Origin of the sequence: Paenibacillus sp. 2003 (assembly GCF_031455635.1) — a bacterium.
In the GTDB taxonomy this organism is placed as follows: domain Bacteria; phylum Bacillota; class Bacilli; order Paenibacillales; family Paenibacillaceae; genus Paenibacillus; species Paenibacillus amylolyticus_B.
The window spans coordinates 1,522,378-1,537,442 of the sequence record NZ_JAVDTB010000001.1 but is presented as its reverse complement, the minus strand read 5'-3'; the positions used below and the strand labels follow the sequence as shown (position 1 = coordinate 1,537,442).

The 15,065-nt window shown below is 44.6% G+C and carries 11 protein-coding genes; 6 read left to right on the top strand and 5 right to left on the bottom strand.

What is annotated here, in order from left to right; genetic code table 11:
• Positions 1-110 precede the first annotated feature (110 nt).
• Positions 111-983 carry a helix-turn-helix transcriptional regulator gene (locus J2X75_RS06905; protein WP_310335236.1) on the top strand — a complete coding sequence of 291 codons (873 nt, stop codon included), beginning with the start codon at positions 111-113 and terminating at the stop codon, positions 981-983.
• 82 nt (positions 984-1,065) lie between these two features.
• Here J2X75_RS06905 and J2X75_RS06900 read toward each other — a convergent pair whose 3' ends face one another.
• The 3 genes from J2X75_RS06900 to J2X75_RS06890 form a co-directional block, all read right to left on the bottom strand.
• Entirely contained in the window at positions 1,066-3,051 is a 1,986-nt protein-coding gene (locus J2X75_RS06900; protein ID WP_310335234.1) for a methyl-accepting chemotaxis protein, read from the bottom strand.
• Between the two features lie 243 nt (positions 3,052-3,294).
• Positions 3,295-4,821: a response regulator gene (locus tag J2X75_RS06895; RefSeq protein ID WP_310335232.1), complete on the bottom strand. Its 1,527-nt coding sequence runs from the start codon at positions 4,819-4,821 to the stop codon at positions 3,295-3,297.
• Between the two features lie 16 nt (positions 4,822-4,837).
• Entirely contained in the window at positions 4,838-6,601 is a 1,764-nt protein-coding gene (locus tag J2X75_RS06890; RefSeq protein WP_310335230.1) for a sensor histidine kinase, read from the bottom strand.
• A gap of 206 nt (positions 6,602-6,807) precedes the next feature.
• Here J2X75_RS06890 and J2X75_RS06885 point away from each other — a divergent pair, with 206 nt between their 5' ends.
• The 3 genes from J2X75_RS06885 (at position 6,808) to J2X75_RS06875 (ending at position 9,894) form a co-directional block, all read left to right on the top strand.
• Positions 6,808-8,121, top strand: coding sequence for an ABC transporter substrate-binding protein (locus tag J2X75_RS06885; RefSeq protein ID WP_091016368.1), 1,314 nt, complete (start codon positions 6,808-6,810; stop codon positions 8,119-8,121).
• A gap of 68 nt (positions 8,122-8,189) precedes the next feature.
• Positions 8,190-9,062: a carbohydrate ABC transporter permease gene (locus tag J2X75_RS06880; protein WP_036670879.1), complete on the top strand. Its 873-nt coding sequence runs from the start codon at positions 8,190-8,192 to the stop codon at positions 9,060-9,062.
• Between the two features lies 1 nt (position 9,063).
• The gene (locus J2X75_RS06875; RefSeq protein WP_017688542.1) at positions 9,064-9,894 is read left to right on the top strand and encodes a carbohydrate ABC transporter permease; all 831 of its coding nucleotides are present in this window, start codon (positions 9,064-9,066) and stop codon (positions 9,892-9,894) included.
• 117 nt (positions 9,895-10,011) lie between these two features.
• Here J2X75_RS06875 and J2X75_RS06870 read toward each other — a convergent pair whose 3' ends face one another.
• A complete protein-coding gene (locus J2X75_RS06870) occupies positions 10,012-10,716 on the bottom strand; it encodes an SDR family oxidoreductase (protein WP_310335222.1) in 705 nt (234 codons plus the stop codon).
• A 220-nt stretch (positions 10,717-10,936) separates the two neighbouring features.
• On the bottom strand, positions 10,937-13,351 hold the full coding sequence (gene helD / locus J2X75_RS06865; RefSeq protein WP_310335219.1) for an RNA polymerase recycling motor HelD: 2,415 nt from the start codon (positions 13,349-13,351) through the stop codon (positions 10,937-10,939).
• A 364-nt stretch (positions 13,352-13,715) separates the two neighbouring features.
• On the opposite strand from helD, the gene J2X75_RS06860 reads away from it, so the two are divergent.
• Positions 13,716-14,033 (top strand): winged helix-turn-helix transcriptional regulator, encoded by a 318-nt coding sequence (locus J2X75_RS06860; protein ID WP_310335217.1) that lies wholly within the window; start codon positions 13,716-13,718, stop codon positions 14,031-14,033.
• 146 nt (positions 14,034-14,179) lie between these two features.
• Entirely contained in the window at positions 14,180-15,058 is an 879-nt protein-coding gene (locus J2X75_RS06855) for an SDR family oxidoreductase (protein ID WP_091016373.1), read from the top strand.
• Positions 15,059-15,065: the final 7 nt, after the last annotated feature.

Sequence of the window (15,065 nt, the reverse complement as noted above, 5' to 3'; positions counted from 1 at the left end):
TCAGATACACCATGGCGACAATCAAGGTTGTTGTGGTTTTATTGCAAAACATTATATATGTTGTCATTTCAACACAGACTTTCATTACTGATTCTGAAGGGAAGACATAGATGAATACACACCACGAATTCGGCCAACTGCATCCAAATCGAGATTGCACCATTATTTATGTAGGAAAACTGGCCGACAATCCCCATTGGAGCTTTCCGACGCATAAACATGACGATCTGCATGAGATTATCTACGTAACTGAAGGCAAAGGATTGTTCACCATTGACGGCACCAAACACTGGGCTCAAAAAGGTGACATGCTCATATATAACAAGGGTACTCTTCACGAGGAGAAGTCCAATCCTGAATACCCGTTATCCACCTTTTATTGCGGCTTTCGTTTTACAGAAGGCACCCAGACCCTTGAGGATTGGGTCATTCCTCCCTCTAACAATCCGATCATTCGAGCCAACCGATATTCCGATGAGCTCCATTCGTTAATGCAGACTCTCTTTAATGAATTTTCAATCCGGGAACATGGATACGAGTCGATCTCTGGGCATGTGCTGAAAGCAATACTTCTAATCATCGATCGGCAGTCCCATCAACAGCTTCCTAGTGGGGAGATCGTTGAGAGCAATACCCTTGCTGAGAGCATTAAAGACTATTTGGATACCAACTATCGGCAAAACATTAAACTCAAAGAATTGGCAGATCAATTTCATATCGATTTTTATTACTTAATTCATATGTATAAAAATCACTATGGCACTTCTCCTTATCATTACCTGATTCAACGAAGAATGGGTGAAGCTACCCGATTATTAGTTTCAACCAACAAAAAAATATGGGAAATTGCCAAACTGGTCGGTTACGATAACCCCAATTACTTTACGATTTTATTTACCAAAACGGTTGGTGAATCACCACGAAGTTTCCGAAAAAAGAATCAAAAGGATATGTTCGGGGATGAGGCGTCACATTCTTACTAATCTCACTAAATGCAAAAAGGCCCTCCATTTGGAGAGCGCCTTTTGCTTAACACGTTTCCTTACACATTTACTTACTTCTACTCTAGAGCTTAAACCGGCGAACCAATTCTTGCATGTTCTCAGCTGTTTTGGATAGCTGTGCAGATGATGCCGATATCTCCTGCATTGCCGCCATTTGCTCTTGGGCTGCTGCTGAAGTTGTCTGAGCACTGTCAGCCGACACTTTAGAGATGTGACTCATCGCGGCAACCGTAGCCGAGACTTCTTCCGTACTGGCTGACAACTGTTCTGAGACAGCGGAAATATCCTGAATTTGATCCACGATATGCGTTGTATATTGTTCAATGTTCGATATGGTTGCAGAAGCTTCTTGGCTGATCCGCATTCCTTCACCGACTTGATTACGAACTTTATCATTCATAAGAGATGTGGATTTGGCAATCAGATCAAGCATTTTACCAATGGTAGCGCCAATCTCGTCCGCACTTTGTTTGGATTGCATCGATAACGTTCGTACCTCGCCTGCAACGACAGCAAAACCTTTTCCATGCTCTCCTGCTCTTGATGCTTCAATAGAGGCATTCAGTGATAGAAGATTGGTTTGCCGAGAGATATCCGCGATCGCTTCATTCATTCGATTGGCTTCGGCAGACAGACTGGACAGCTCATTAATCAATGCCGAGGTTTCTTCAACAGCTCCGAGAATATGTTCCATTTGTTCTCCGACCTGGTTTATGGTTTTCCCGCCATTAGCAACAGCGCGCTCCGTCTCTTCAGCCGAATCCACAATCGCACTCGCAGATTCTGCAATTGTACTGATGCCTCTCGCCATTTCTTCTACGGCATTCGCGGTTTGTTCCGAATTTTCCGCCCCAACGATAGCTGATTCCGCAGTCTGGTGCATGGTTTCCGCCACATGTTGAACCGATTGGGTGGTTTGTTCTGTACTTTCCTGAATCATTTGGGAAGAGTGGCTTAACAACGATGACGTCTGATGAAGTTCAGCAACCACTGATTGAAGGGAAATGGTCATCTGGTCAAAATCATTGGCCAATATACCAAATTCGTTTTCAGTTTTAAGATTAACCCGTTCGGACAGATTCCCTTCGCTTACGCTGCGAGTGGCCTTTCGCAGTTTTTGCATGGGTACAATAAAAGATCTCAGAATGAAGAAAATAATTACACCGGCAATCAATACAGATATAGCAATGACAGTTAGACTCGATACCATAATGGGTTTCGCTGCGGCGATAAAATCTTCATGGCCCATCAAAGCAATGACATTCCAACCCGTCAAAGCATTAACACCGTTATATACCTCCAGATCATACGCCAGATCCGTTCTGACAAATTGGGAAAATGCCATCGGTTCATCTGAACTTGAAGCCGTATTCGGATGGACTGGAATTCCCTCGATGAGTGCTCCGCCAAGCTCTCCTCCCCCACCGTTTACAATGGCACCAGACCAAGCCACGATGGTTCGATTGGAGTCCACCACAATCAGACTCCCATTACCTCCGACATCCACAATCGATATTTCATTTGCTAATCGCTCCAGATCAAGTTTAATACTTGCTACACCTTGTTCATTTGACAGAGCTTTTGAAATCTCTACATAAATCTTCCCGGACACCGAATCTTTCATAATACTCGAAAAATAGAGTGATCCATTGTTACTTATACCATTGGTGTACCATTCTGTGCTGCGTGGATCATATGTTGCATCCTCAATTGCTGGAGAAGATATAACACTGCCTTGGTCGTTGCCTACGGTTATGGCAATAATATCAGGGTATGTATCAGCTAACTGGTCGATTCCTACTTGTATTACTTCGTTGTTCGCCTGACTGGGATCGGAGCCATACATGCTGTCTATGTAACTCAATAATTCTGCTTTTTCCCCCACCAGATTGTTAATATGTTGTCCGGTCATCGTTAATATTGTATTGATGGGATCGGTCATTTTTTGTTGTACCTGATCTTTAGCACTATGATACGAGAAATAACCGATAAGTGCAGTTGGGATAATAAGCACCGCAAGGAAAGCTGCAATGAGTCTAGTACTCATTAATCGTAAGCTGGCTCCTCCTTTCCTATAAAATGACCTTTTTTTCTTTTCCTTTTTCAAGTTCAATCTTCCTCTCTTTATTTATTTTTGGTAGAATCAATCGGCAAGTAAACGCAAAAAAACCCATATATATGCACACCCAAAGAAACTTTGAGCATGTATATACATAGGTATTGCCTGAATGAATTCAGTAACAAGCCGTATTTGTTTAGTATTATAACATAAGTAAAAAGGGTTTGTTAACTATGATTGGGTCTTTATACCAGACATCTGTTGTTTATAATCCGTAGGACTTAGCCCCGTATACTCTTTGAACACCTTCGAGAAATAGTGCTGGTCGCTAAATGACAGTAAATCGGAAACTTCCTTAAACTTCATGTCTGGTTGACTTTCCATCAGTCTGCAGGCCTCCTGAATGCGAAGCCGGGTGTAATACTGAACAAATGTAATTTGTGTTGCATTTTTGATCACTCTGCTGACGTACGACGGGCTAATATGAAACTTCATGGCAATGTCGTTGATAGATAATTGAGAGTATTTATTTAGTTTTACGTAATCGTCAATCTGTTCGAACAGGATCGCCTTACTTTTTCGAACGTGGGATTGCAGCATATCGAAGCACTGTCCCGTCCATTCCGTCAGTTCCCGGCAAAAATCGGCATAGGACTGTGCCTGGGCGAATTGTCTTGACCTAAGCTCCAGGCCCAATCTCATGCCCGACCCCTGTTCCTCGTACAGATGAGCAAACGTGTCTACGACCAAACCAATAAACCGATCCACCTCGGTCATATGTACATTTTCCTCTGCCCATCGATTCAGCAATTCGGATAACTTAAGAGCAAACCGTTCTTTCTGCCGAGCCTGTATCATCTGTACAAAAGCAGATTCCTGCACCGGATCCAGACAGCCTGTCTCAGATCTGGCCATCGACACCGGATTACCGGTATCCAGCACTATTCCTTGTTTCAACCGTTGCTGCTCAGACAAAATGGACGACATGCGGTGATAGAGCTCCGGCAGATTACCAGACTCAGCGAATAGAAGTTGTCCTCCAATGATCGCATCGATGTCATGCGCAACCAAATGCCGTCGCAACGATTCAAGACATTCATATACGGAAGAGTACACCTCAAGTGCACTCTTGTTGACAAAAGCGATAAATTGATATGGGGTTTGACAGGTGTACACACGACATGGATGGAATGTAAAAAAGTCCTGCACTACAGTCTCAAATTCCACCTGCATCCATCGTTCATGCCCTGCGGTGAAGGGTTGTTTGCTCATAATGATCATCATCTGGCTGAACAAAGGTGGAAAATCCTCCCCTTGTTTCAGCGTAGTCTCACATTGGGGATGAATGATTTCCTGCAAATCCAGCAGCTCCTTGGACATCTGTTGATCAAGTTGATCCATTACCCGACCCATGACTTCTTCAAGCGCCTCTCGATCGACAGGTTTTAACAAATAGTCAAACACTTGCAGGTTCAATGCTTTTCTTGTGTATTCAAAATCGCTATAACCGCTAATCAAGATGACCTTCAGATCCGGGTTGGCAAGCTTGGCTTGCTCAATCAGGGACAGCCCATCCATTTTCGGCATTCGAATATCTGTCAACAGCAGATCAATCGGTTCCTGCTTTAACGCTGCCAAGGCTTCTTCTCCATTCGTTGCCGTAGCAGCTACACGAATCGGGAAGCTCAGCGTCTCCAAGAGCATTTTAATATTACGTAATATCGGTTTGCTATCCTCAACGATCATCGCGTTATACATCACCTATGCCTCCTAGTTAGTAAAAATCCTTTGTCAGTGAGCCGATGATTTGAATCGTTGCTCCATGTTGCTCTTCCCCATGATTGTTAAATATATTAATAAAGAGCCGGTTGTTATACATTAGTTTGAGTCGATTGACACTATTGATAATCCCCATGTTACCAAGGGCTGTTCCACGATCGGCAGTCTGGTTCATTCCAGAACCCGATGCCTGAATATTGGCTAAAATCTCCTGGATCTTATCCGGTGGAAAGCCCTCTCCGTTATCTTTGATCTCCAAAGCCCATAATCCGTTATATTGCTTCACGGTAATCTGGATACGCCAAGGCGGCGCGGTGTTGGCAAAGGCATGTTCAATACAGTTTTCCACAAACGGCTGAATAACCAACCGTGGCAACCGGATTTCGTTCGCCAGCTCGTCTGCATGGATATCCCACTCCAGATCCTCTTCGTACTTTTGTTGTACAAGGGACAGATAATGTCTCGTATGTTGAAGCTCCTCAGCCAAAGTCACATGCGCGTATGGTGAAGATACAATATAACGTAGACTGTCCGAAAGATGTTTGCACATATCCGATACAACTTTGGTCTTCCCCTCTTGGGCGGCAATACTGATCAGATATAGAACATTATGAATAAAATGAGGTGCAATCTGGGCTTGCAGCGCAGAATTACGCGCCTTTATTTCTTCATGAAGCGCCGATTTTTCCCGGTCAATGGATTGCTGCAGCCTCCCCATCAGATCCTGAAAGGCTTCATTCAGCAATAAGAGATCGTTATTCTTCGGCGTTTCATCCACTTTCAGATTCATATTGCTGTAGTTCATGCGCCAGATCTGACCACGTAGCTTGCGGATAGGCAGCAGCAGGTTACGTGTCGACAGGAAGATATACACAAACGAAACCAGCATCAGTGCTGTAATCAGCAGAATGGACATCGTCTGAACCGAATGGATCGAACCCAGAACAGATTTTTTGGGCGTTATGATATACGTGATCCAACCTGTACTGGGTGAAGTGGAATGTGTGATATAATTGTCGTTTTTGTCCACATCCAGTCCCTCGTCTGATGAAGGCTTTGTCCAATTGGCAAATGTCACTCCCGTTTCCGAGCCGGTCATCTGCTCCCCTTGTTCATTCAGAATATAGACATCGCCAGCGGTAATGCCCTCCGTCAGATTCTGTATATAGGCCTGTTCCATCTGGATGCTAAGATAACCGTACACCTTGCCGTTCTGATCATTGATCGTGCGCACAAAGGAGATCGTATCGTCTTGACGCAGTAGAACAAAACCACTTTCCGTCCAATCTCGTCCGATCTGACTACTCTCCATCATGGTGTTCAGGATTGCGGGAGGATTGCCCGAACCCAGATATGTTGTCAGGAGAACACCGTGATTGTCGTAGATGGACATGTCTTTGATATTCATACTCGGCCCGATGGCCTGAAACATGATGTCTTTGATGATCCGAATCTGTTTCAGCCTTTCATAATTACTATGCGCTGAGGAGCTCTTGTCCATGGCTGCAAATATATTTTTGCTGGATAATATTCGCTGCGACATCTGGTTCTGTTGTTCTACGTAGAGATCAACTTGCTCTCTTACCTTCGTAGCTGTAACGAGCGTATCCTGCTCTGTTTTCAGTTTGAGCGGGCGGACAACGATCACATTTACATAAACGATAAAACAGCCCAGCACGAACAAAAGCAGCGCCAGAAATGTCAAAAACACCTTTGTCTGCAAACTGAATTGAGTTGCTTTATGTATGAGCTTTACCATTCTCAGAGATGCCCTCCTGTTCTGACATGATGTGAAATCCCTTATATTCATGTCTACTCTATCACGGTATTTCATGAAATGATAGCGATTTCAAGTTCAGGATTTTACACATCAACGTTCAAGCACAGACATGTACCGGGGCGAGAAAAGAATCTATAATCGGACTTGTAAACGGATTCACTAAACGTTTTAGAGGGGGATTTGCATTGAAAACAATAAAAAGAAAAAAGGCGTTTTCTATTATTCTGGCCAGTTTATTATCGGTCTCGTTAACAGCTTGTGGATCAGGAGGTACGGATTCCGGCACAGCTGCTGGCGGGGACAGCAAGAGTGGCAAAGTCACATTGGAGCTGGCAATCTCTAAAAGTTCTCAGGACTCTGCTTTCATCCAGCAGGACATTCTCGATGCATTCGAAAAACAAACGAACATTCGTGTAAATTTGCAGCTGATTCCAGCGGAACAAACAACAACTGTACTGCAAACCAAACTGGCTGTAGATGAAACGCCTGACATTATTCAGTACAATCTGGCGAGCGCAGTCACAGACTTGAACCTTGAACGTAACTTCGAGATTCTGGATAACGAGCCTTGGGCGAGCAGAATTGTGAACAAAGACGTCCTCTCTTCAGGTGGCCATCTCTACAGCTTCCATGTCAGCCAAGATACAGGGATGCAAGGGGTCGTTTATAACAAACAAATCTTTGAAGAACTCGGGTTGTCGATTCCAACCAACTACGAAGAATTCCTGGCGATCTGTGAAAAAATCAAAGCAAGTGGCATTACGCCTGTATTCATGCCTTACAAAGATGCCTGGGCTGCCAACATCTGGCCTGCAGCAGCTTTTGCCGATTTTGTAGCCAAAAATGAACCGACTTTTTTTGATGAGTTGAACAGCAATAAGAAAAAATGGTCTGATATCCCGGAATTCAAAACATTCCTGGAACAACAATATGAAATTTACACCAAAGGGTACACCAACACAGATGTGCTTAGCGACAGCTATGACATGGCCGTAGGTAAATTCCTGAACAAGGAAGTTGCCATGATGTTTATGGGCGATTGGTTAATTGAAGGCGTGGCCGAGCAAGATCCAAATATGGAACTGGGCGTATTCCCGATTCCATCGTCGGATAATGCCAGTCTGGGTGCAAGTCCACTGGGCGGACAACTGTTCATTCCGAAGAAATCCAAACATCTGGATGAAGCCAAACAGTTCCTGGACTATATCGCTTCCAAGGATGTCGCACAACAGATCGTGGATTCCAAAGGATACGTATCCAATTTCAGTGACGTTACGACACCGGAACTGCCAGCTTACAAACAGGATATTGTAGACAATTATATTACGCCGAAGAAAACCGTGCTGACAACGGATGCATACATGCTGGTTGATCGCAGCGAACTGTACCGATTATTGCAGGATCAGTTTGCAGGCGGATTGTCACCGGAAGAAGTACTGAAATCCTGGGATGAGAAGTTCAGTCAGCTGATGCAGGATAAAGGTGTAGAAGGTTTCTAAAGAGTGAAATATAAGGCAGCATAACAGGATCGACCGTTATGCTGCCTAGCTATAACGGAGTGTGAGACATGAAAAGGACTAAAAATCTGTACTCGTATTACATGATATTTCCCGCACTAATTATCTACTCCATCTTTTTCGTTGTGCCTGCTCTCGCCGCTTTCTATTACTCGTTCACGGATTGGCGGCTGGATCGGCTGGAGCTGAAGTTCATCGGGTGGGATAATTTCCAGAAAATTTTCTCGGACAAAACGCTTATTCTGGCACTGAAAAACACGGCGATATTTGCAATCGTCACCGTCGTTGGCAAAAATGTCATCGGCCTATTGCTGGCCGTAGGACTTAACATGCGACTAAGAACAAAGAACCTGCTGCGCGCGATCTTCTACTCCCCTTCCATTCTCAGCATCCTTGTGATCAGCATTCTGTTCACTCCCATGTTGCGTACCGAAGGTACAATCAACAATTTGTTGGAATCTGTAGGATTACATTCGTTAAGCCAAGCTTGGCTGACCAACCCATCGATTGTGATCTGGACGATTGCCATCGTCTCGATCTGGCAGAGTGCCGGGTTCCAGATGGCCATCTATCTGGCGGGCCTTCAGTCCATTTCTCAAGAGTATTACGAAGCGGCCAAGATTGATGGCGCAAGTTCGTGGAGAAGTTTTTTCAAAATCACACTACCACTCTTGCTGCCCGCGATTAACATTAACCTGATGTTGACCTTGATCGGTGGACTCAAAGTATTCTCCGAAGTATATGTCATGACCGGTGGTGGCCCGGGTAACGCTTCACAGGTCGTAGGTACGATCATTCTGCGATCTTTCGGCGAAGGCAACTGGGGACTTGGTACCGCGGTCAACACTCTACTGTTCGTGGTCGTTACCATTATCGCTATACCGCTATTGATCTTCATGCGGCGTAAGGAGGTTACGGAATAACATGGGCTATACACGCAAACTCGCCATCCGCAACTATATCGTGGAAGGGTTCCTGATTCTGGCCTCTCTTATCGTTCTGTTGCCGCTTGTCATTCTGATCTTTGGTTCATTCAAAACCAGCGCCGAAGTGCTTAGCTTCTCCCTGAGTTTTCCGGAAACATGGCAGTTCTCGAACTATGTTCGTGTCTTCCAGGAAGGCGGTCTGTCGCGAGCATTCTTCAACAGCATTTTGATTACGGGCGTATCTTCCATCATTAATATCGTTGCTTCCTCGGCAGCGGCATTCATTCTGGCACGTCGGGAAACCAAACTATCCGGCACCATCTATATGTATTTCTTCATGGGACTGATTGCGCCAATGTCCATTATCACGACCATACGGGTTGTACAGGGATTGGGATTCTACGGCAGCATCACAAGTGTTATCCTGATCTACGCCGCGTTAAATACAGCCTTCAGTGTCTTCTTGTATAGTGGATTCATCAAAACCATTCCACGAGCGCTGGACGAAGTCGCATTTCTGGAAGGAGCAAGTGTGTTCGGGGTGTTCTTCCGCATCGTCACACCGCTCATCCTGCCCGTTAACGCAACGGTAGCCATCATGGTGTTCATGTCCGTCTGGAATGACATCACGATTCCGGTATACTTCCTGACAGACAGTTCCACATGGACGATGCCACTATCGATCTACAATTTCTACGGCAAATATAGCCGGGACTGGAACCTGATCTTCGCTAATCTCGTGCTTACTTCCCTGCCTGTATTCATCCTGTATCTATTCGGGCAAAAATATATCGTCAGCGGCCTTACTGCCGGTGCAGTTAAAGGTTAAACCTTATATTCTTACGGTTCTCAAGCCATAGAATTGGAGTATTCATGACGTACTCAACCCCCACCATATCTGGTGGGGGTTGTTTTATTTATAGCGTGAAAATGCATCTACATCTCTCTATTTTTGAAACAATTGTGGGTAAAGGGCAGCAACCCCGCCAGCAAGACCCTGTTGCACGTTCCGACTGGTATCATCAGCAATAATCTCGTAGAGATCCGCTTCGATGGAATCTATTGCAATTTTGGCAATATCCGTTGGGCTCGTTTTTGGTGCGTCGATACCTGCCGTCATATCCGTATCCATGAACGCCACGTGCAATCCGGCAACGCTAACGTTCTTAGGGGCTAATTCCAGACGTAATGCATTCGTAATTCCCCACTGAGCGGATTTTGCAGCTGAATATGCACCTGAGTTACCAAGGCTGAGCCAAGATAGAGCAGACAGGATATTCAGTATCGAACCGCCCCCATTCTTCTCTATCACCGGTGCAAACGCACGAATCATTGAAAGCGTACCGAATACATGTGTATTGAACTCCAAGTGAATATCGTTCAGCTCACCCGTGAGCAGAGAAGCACCCGTAGCGGAACCAGCATTATTGATTAGAAGGGTTACATCACTAGCTACCTCAGCTGCAGCCATGACAGATTGTGGATCAGTAATATCGAGTTGCAGTGGAATAGCCCCCGGCAGATCAATGGATTCAGGGTTTCGTGCGCCAGCGTAAACTTTGGTTCCCCTCGCCAGCAGTTCAAGAGCAATTTCCTTGCCCAACCCTCGATTAGCCCCACTTACAATAGCAACTTGTTTGGAAATATTCATTTATTATTACTCCCTCTCATTGAGAATTTATTTATTTTCGAGCTGTTATGGGAATGATCATTCTCATAACTCCCAATAACAATCTATCACATCGGGAACGATCAGTAAAGAATAACTTTTATGATTCATATCTTCATAAAAAAAGATGCCCGATAACCTTTGAAAAAAGGCTCCGAGCATCTTTCTTTGGTGCTTCATTGAGAATGGATTTACATATGGATTATGATTTTATGTCATACAGATTCGCAGGTAACGCCTGCACAAATGGTGACCAGTCACTCACTGTATATAGATGAAGTCGGTGCATGGCCCGTGTGCATGCCGTATACAGAAGCTTTCGATCATATTCCTGGCTGTAAGCAACGGGTGAAGCATCATAGACCAGGACAGCATCGAACTCAACGCCTTTCGCGAGGTACACAGGAATAACCATGATTCCTTTTTCGAAAATCTGTGTGTCCTTTGTTATGAGCTGTAACCCTTCGCCGCCTTGACTTTGCAACCTTTCATAGGCGTCACGGCTTTCAGCCGCGGTCTTCGTAATCACAGCGATGGAGTCAAACCCCTCCGCCTTAAGCGCGGCGATGTCTGCGAGAATCTGCGCACCACGCTGCTTTTCGTCCTTCAATCCTGTTAAACGAGGCTTCTGATCTCCCCTTTCAAACGGTCTGATCTCTTCTCCCCCTGGTAACATCTGTCTCGTGAATTCAACAATCTCTCTGGTTGAACGATAACTGCGTACCAGGCGTATCAATGTAGTTTCGCCTTCTCCGTAAAGGTGAACTAGTGGCGAGTTGGATGCTGCCAAATCCGTAGCCTGCATAAAAATCGCTTGCCCGAAATCCCCCAGCACCGTCATGCGAGCACGAGGAAACAGTTTCTTCAGATATTCGTATTGAAACGCCGAATAATCCTGGCCTTCATCGACAAAGACATAACGAATCTCTGTGTTCGTCCGGACGCCTTCGATCATCTCTTTTACATATAAATACGGAGTAGCATCCTCATGGAACAGCTTGTTCTGAAGGATCATGGCCTTGGTCTGTTTACAAATCTCAGGCCAGTGCTGTGGGGGGATTGCACCTTTCGTTTGTTCCCGATAAGCGGCTTCATCTACAAATAGTTGTTCGTATATCCCTTTCACATCCACGAACTGGAATTTCCGCACACTCTTTCTTAAAGGTTTAAACATATCTTTCACCAGTTTCTGACGAAGCAACTCCTCTTCCCGCACTCCAAAGTTAAAGGCACCCTCATCTTGCTCTGCGCTGTTATTACCGTTATCTCGTGCTGCGTATTTTTCCGCTACATCGAACACAGGCTTTTCTTTGTGCAACATGCGGAAAGCTTCCACATACTCATCCGTGTCCAGATAATTCAATTCCTCCTGCACCCAGTCTGCTTCCCGTTCCAGACGTTCCAGCGAGACAAGTTCTCTCAGCAACCATTCCTGCAAAAGAAGAATACGGTTGGACAAGGTAAGATTTTGATCCAAACTGTAAAATTGAGTCTTAATTCGGTCCGCAGTGATGAATTCACGTCCCCGAAATTGAATCCCGTTAAACCGCATCCCCTCTCTTCCTAACCACTTACCGTAGTTTTGGAGCACTTGCAGGAATGTCTCGGAAGCTTTGTACTTAATCGCCTCCAGACGAGCTTCATATCCCGGATCATTCTGAGCTGTCAGCACATATTCAATCTGATCAAAGGCATCCTCTGGTCGTAAGGAGGAATCCAACCAATAATTCAGATATTCCTGGAAAGTTGTCTGCTGCATGTTCTCTTCGCCAAGTTCCGGAAGCACGGTGGAAATATAACTGGTAAACATCGGATTCGGCGAGAAAAGCACAATCTGATCTGCTTTGACGGTCTGGCGGTGTTTGTATAGTAAGTAGGCCACTCGCTGTAACGCAGCTGACGTCTTGCCACTGCCAGCTGCCCCTTGAACGATAAGCATTCGGCTTCGGTCATCACGGATAATGGCGTTTTGTTCCTTCTGGATTGTTGCTACGATGCTCTTCATTTGTGAGTCTGCACCCTTGGCGAGCACTTGCTGCAACAATTCGTCACCAATCGTCTCAGTTGAATCAAACATGCTATGAAGCTGCCCATGTTGAATCTGGAATTGACGCTTGAGCTCCATCTTTCCGTCGATTCGTCCTGAAGGTGTGTCATAACTTGCTGGTCCGGGAGAGTGATCATAGTACAGACTCGCAATTGGCGTACGCCAGTCATAGATTAGAAAGTTCAATCCATCTTCATCCATGAAGGATGATACGCCGATGTAGATCTGTTCCGTCAATGTCATGCCTTTTTCCTTATAGTCGAAACGGCCAAAATACGGCGTTGGAAGCAGTCTCTTTGTATTTTTCCATTGTTGTGTTAACAGCTTGTGCCCGCGCTCCCTCTCGGCCAACACTCTGGACTGCTGATTAATGGTATAAAATGCATCTTCAAAATCCGTGTACGAACCCGTATTAATCGTCACTTCTTCCCAGAACCGTTTACGAATTTCGGCAGCCTGTTCATGCAGTCCTGCAACCTTCGGTTCCAGCTCGTCGAGTCGTGCCTGAAGTTTGTTCCTCACCTGCACTAGTCTTTCCTCTTCCAACTTCCATTCGTTTGTTTTATCCATGAATAAGTCCACTCCCTTTTCCATTTATTAGGGCCAAAAAAAGAGCATTGACAAATCGGAATGTCGGATGTAAAATTAAATTAGGAGAAATAATGATTCACCCTTTACATTCAATAGAAATGTCAATTGCGCTATAGATTATATCATGGCTTTTTTTCACGTTCAATGCTTTTTTTGTTCTGTCTGAGTTGAACAATAATTTATATTAAATAAGATGTCCCTTGAGCTACACTGGGGGCATCTTTTTTTATGTCCTGGGCATGGTTCATACCCTGAATGTGGTAAGCTATACACCCCTTAATAAATTCGATAAAATGAACGAAACATGAAACATGAGTTGATGTTTTGGGAGGGATACATAAACATGAATATAGAACCTGTGGAGGACCGTTGTCCTGTTGAGTTTGCAGTCAATATGATTGGTGGGAAATGGAAGCTATTAATTATAAATCGGCTCATCCGCCATTCAACAATTCGATTCAATGAATTGCAGAGAATGCTTGACCCCATTACGCATCGCACGTTAACCAGGCAATTACGAGAACTTGAAGAAGCTGGTTTGATAAACCGTGTTACCCACCCTGTAGTTCCGCCTAAAGTCGAATATTCCCTTACAGAAAAAGGACAAAGCCTGACTTCGATCTTGTTTCAGCTGGGTGATTGGGGATCGAAACATATGTAAAACGCCTTCCCATAGTATCTCAAGGGATACTTTATATCATTAATGTGCGTACTTACGCTCCTATTCTAAATCCGTTATGCTGAGGTCAATGCTGAGTGTTAACTCATCCATTCCAATGACATATTGAAAGGAAGTTATTGACCACTATGACACAGAATGATCGATTTTTGGTATATGGAGCATCGGGCTCCCAAGGCGGCGCTGTCGCTCAATTACTCGTTCAACACGGTTTTGAGGTTCGCACGATTACTCGAAATGAGGAAACAGCCAAAACATTAAAGGAACAAAACATTGAAGCTTTCATCGGGGATCTATCAGATGTGGAACAGCTCCATACGGCGCATGAAGGTGTAAGTAAAGTATTCCTAAACCTGCCGGTGGAGTTCAATCCGGATAAGATCAGACAATATACCAAAAATGCAATTGATGCTGCTATACAGGCAAACGTTAAATTGATTGTAGTTAACACGGGTACCTATGTTCCTGACCCTATCACCCATTCCAAAGGAATTGAATTGAAACGTGAAGTTATCCATGAATTGCAGCAAAGTGGTCTTCCATATATCATTGTGGAACCCATTGTATACTTGGAAAACTTCCTGATTCCCGGAATACTGAATAATGGCGTTTTGGCCTACCCGGTACCAGCAGACAAGCCGATCTCCTGGATTAGCTTAAACGATGCAGCTCAATTCCACTATTATGCCTTGACTCATTCGGAATTGGCAGGAAGCATTATCCCGGCACCCGGATTAGAAGCCCTGACAGGTGCACAATTAGCGGAACAATTCAGTGCTGTATTAGGTGAAAAGATCAGCTTCATGTCTCTACCTTTTGATCATTTTGAAGCAGCAATTCAGCCTTTGTTGGGAAGTGAGACAGCAGCAGGTCTTAAAGGATTGTACCAATGGATTGATGGGCATACAGATCTTCTTCCACGGTATCAAGAGTTGGATGATAACATCAAAGCCAATCTTAAATTAACCAAAATAAGCGATTGGATTCATCAAACAATGATTAAATAATATTTTA

Excerpts from the sequence above, each read along its gene's own strand:
- J2X75_RS06905 (WP_310335236.1), top strand. The coding sequence starts at position 111 with ATGAATACACACCACGAATTCGGCCAACTGCATCCAAATCGAGATTGC.
- J2X75_RS06900 (WP_310335234.1), bottom strand. The coding sequence starts at position 3,051 with ATGAGTACTAGACTCATTGCAGCTTTCCTTGCGGTGCTTATTATCCCA.
- J2X75_RS06895 (WP_310335232.1), bottom strand. The coding sequence starts at position 4,821 with ATGTATAACGCGATGATCGTTGAGGATAGCAAACCGATATTACGTAAT.
- J2X75_RS06890 (WP_310335230.1), bottom strand. The coding sequence starts at position 6,601 with ATGGTAAAGCTCATACATAAAGCAACTCAATTCAGTTTGCAGACAAAG.
- J2X75_RS06880 (WP_036670879.1), top strand. The coding sequence starts at position 8,190 with ATGAAAAGGACTAAAAATCTGTACTCGTATTACATGATATTTCCCGCA.
- J2X75_RS06875 (WP_017688542.1), top strand. The coding sequence starts at position 9,064 with ATGGGCTATACACGCAAACTCGCCATCCGCAACTATATCGTGGAAGGG.
- J2X75_RS06870 (WP_310335222.1), bottom strand. The coding sequence starts at position 10,716 with ATGAATATTTCCAAACAAGTTGCTATTGTAAGTGGGGCTAATCGAGGG.
- helD (WP_310335219.1), bottom strand. The coding sequence starts at position 13,351 with ATGGATAAAACAAACGAATGGAAGTTGGAAGAGGAAAGACTAGTGCAG.
- J2X75_RS06860 (WP_310335217.1), top strand. The coding sequence starts at position 13,716 with ATGAATATAGAACCTGTGGAGGACCGTTGTCCTGTTGAGTTTGCAGTC.
- J2X75_RS06855 (WP_091016373.1), top strand. The coding sequence starts at position 14,180 with ATGACACAGAATGATCGATTTTTGGTATATGGAGCATCGGGCTCCCAA.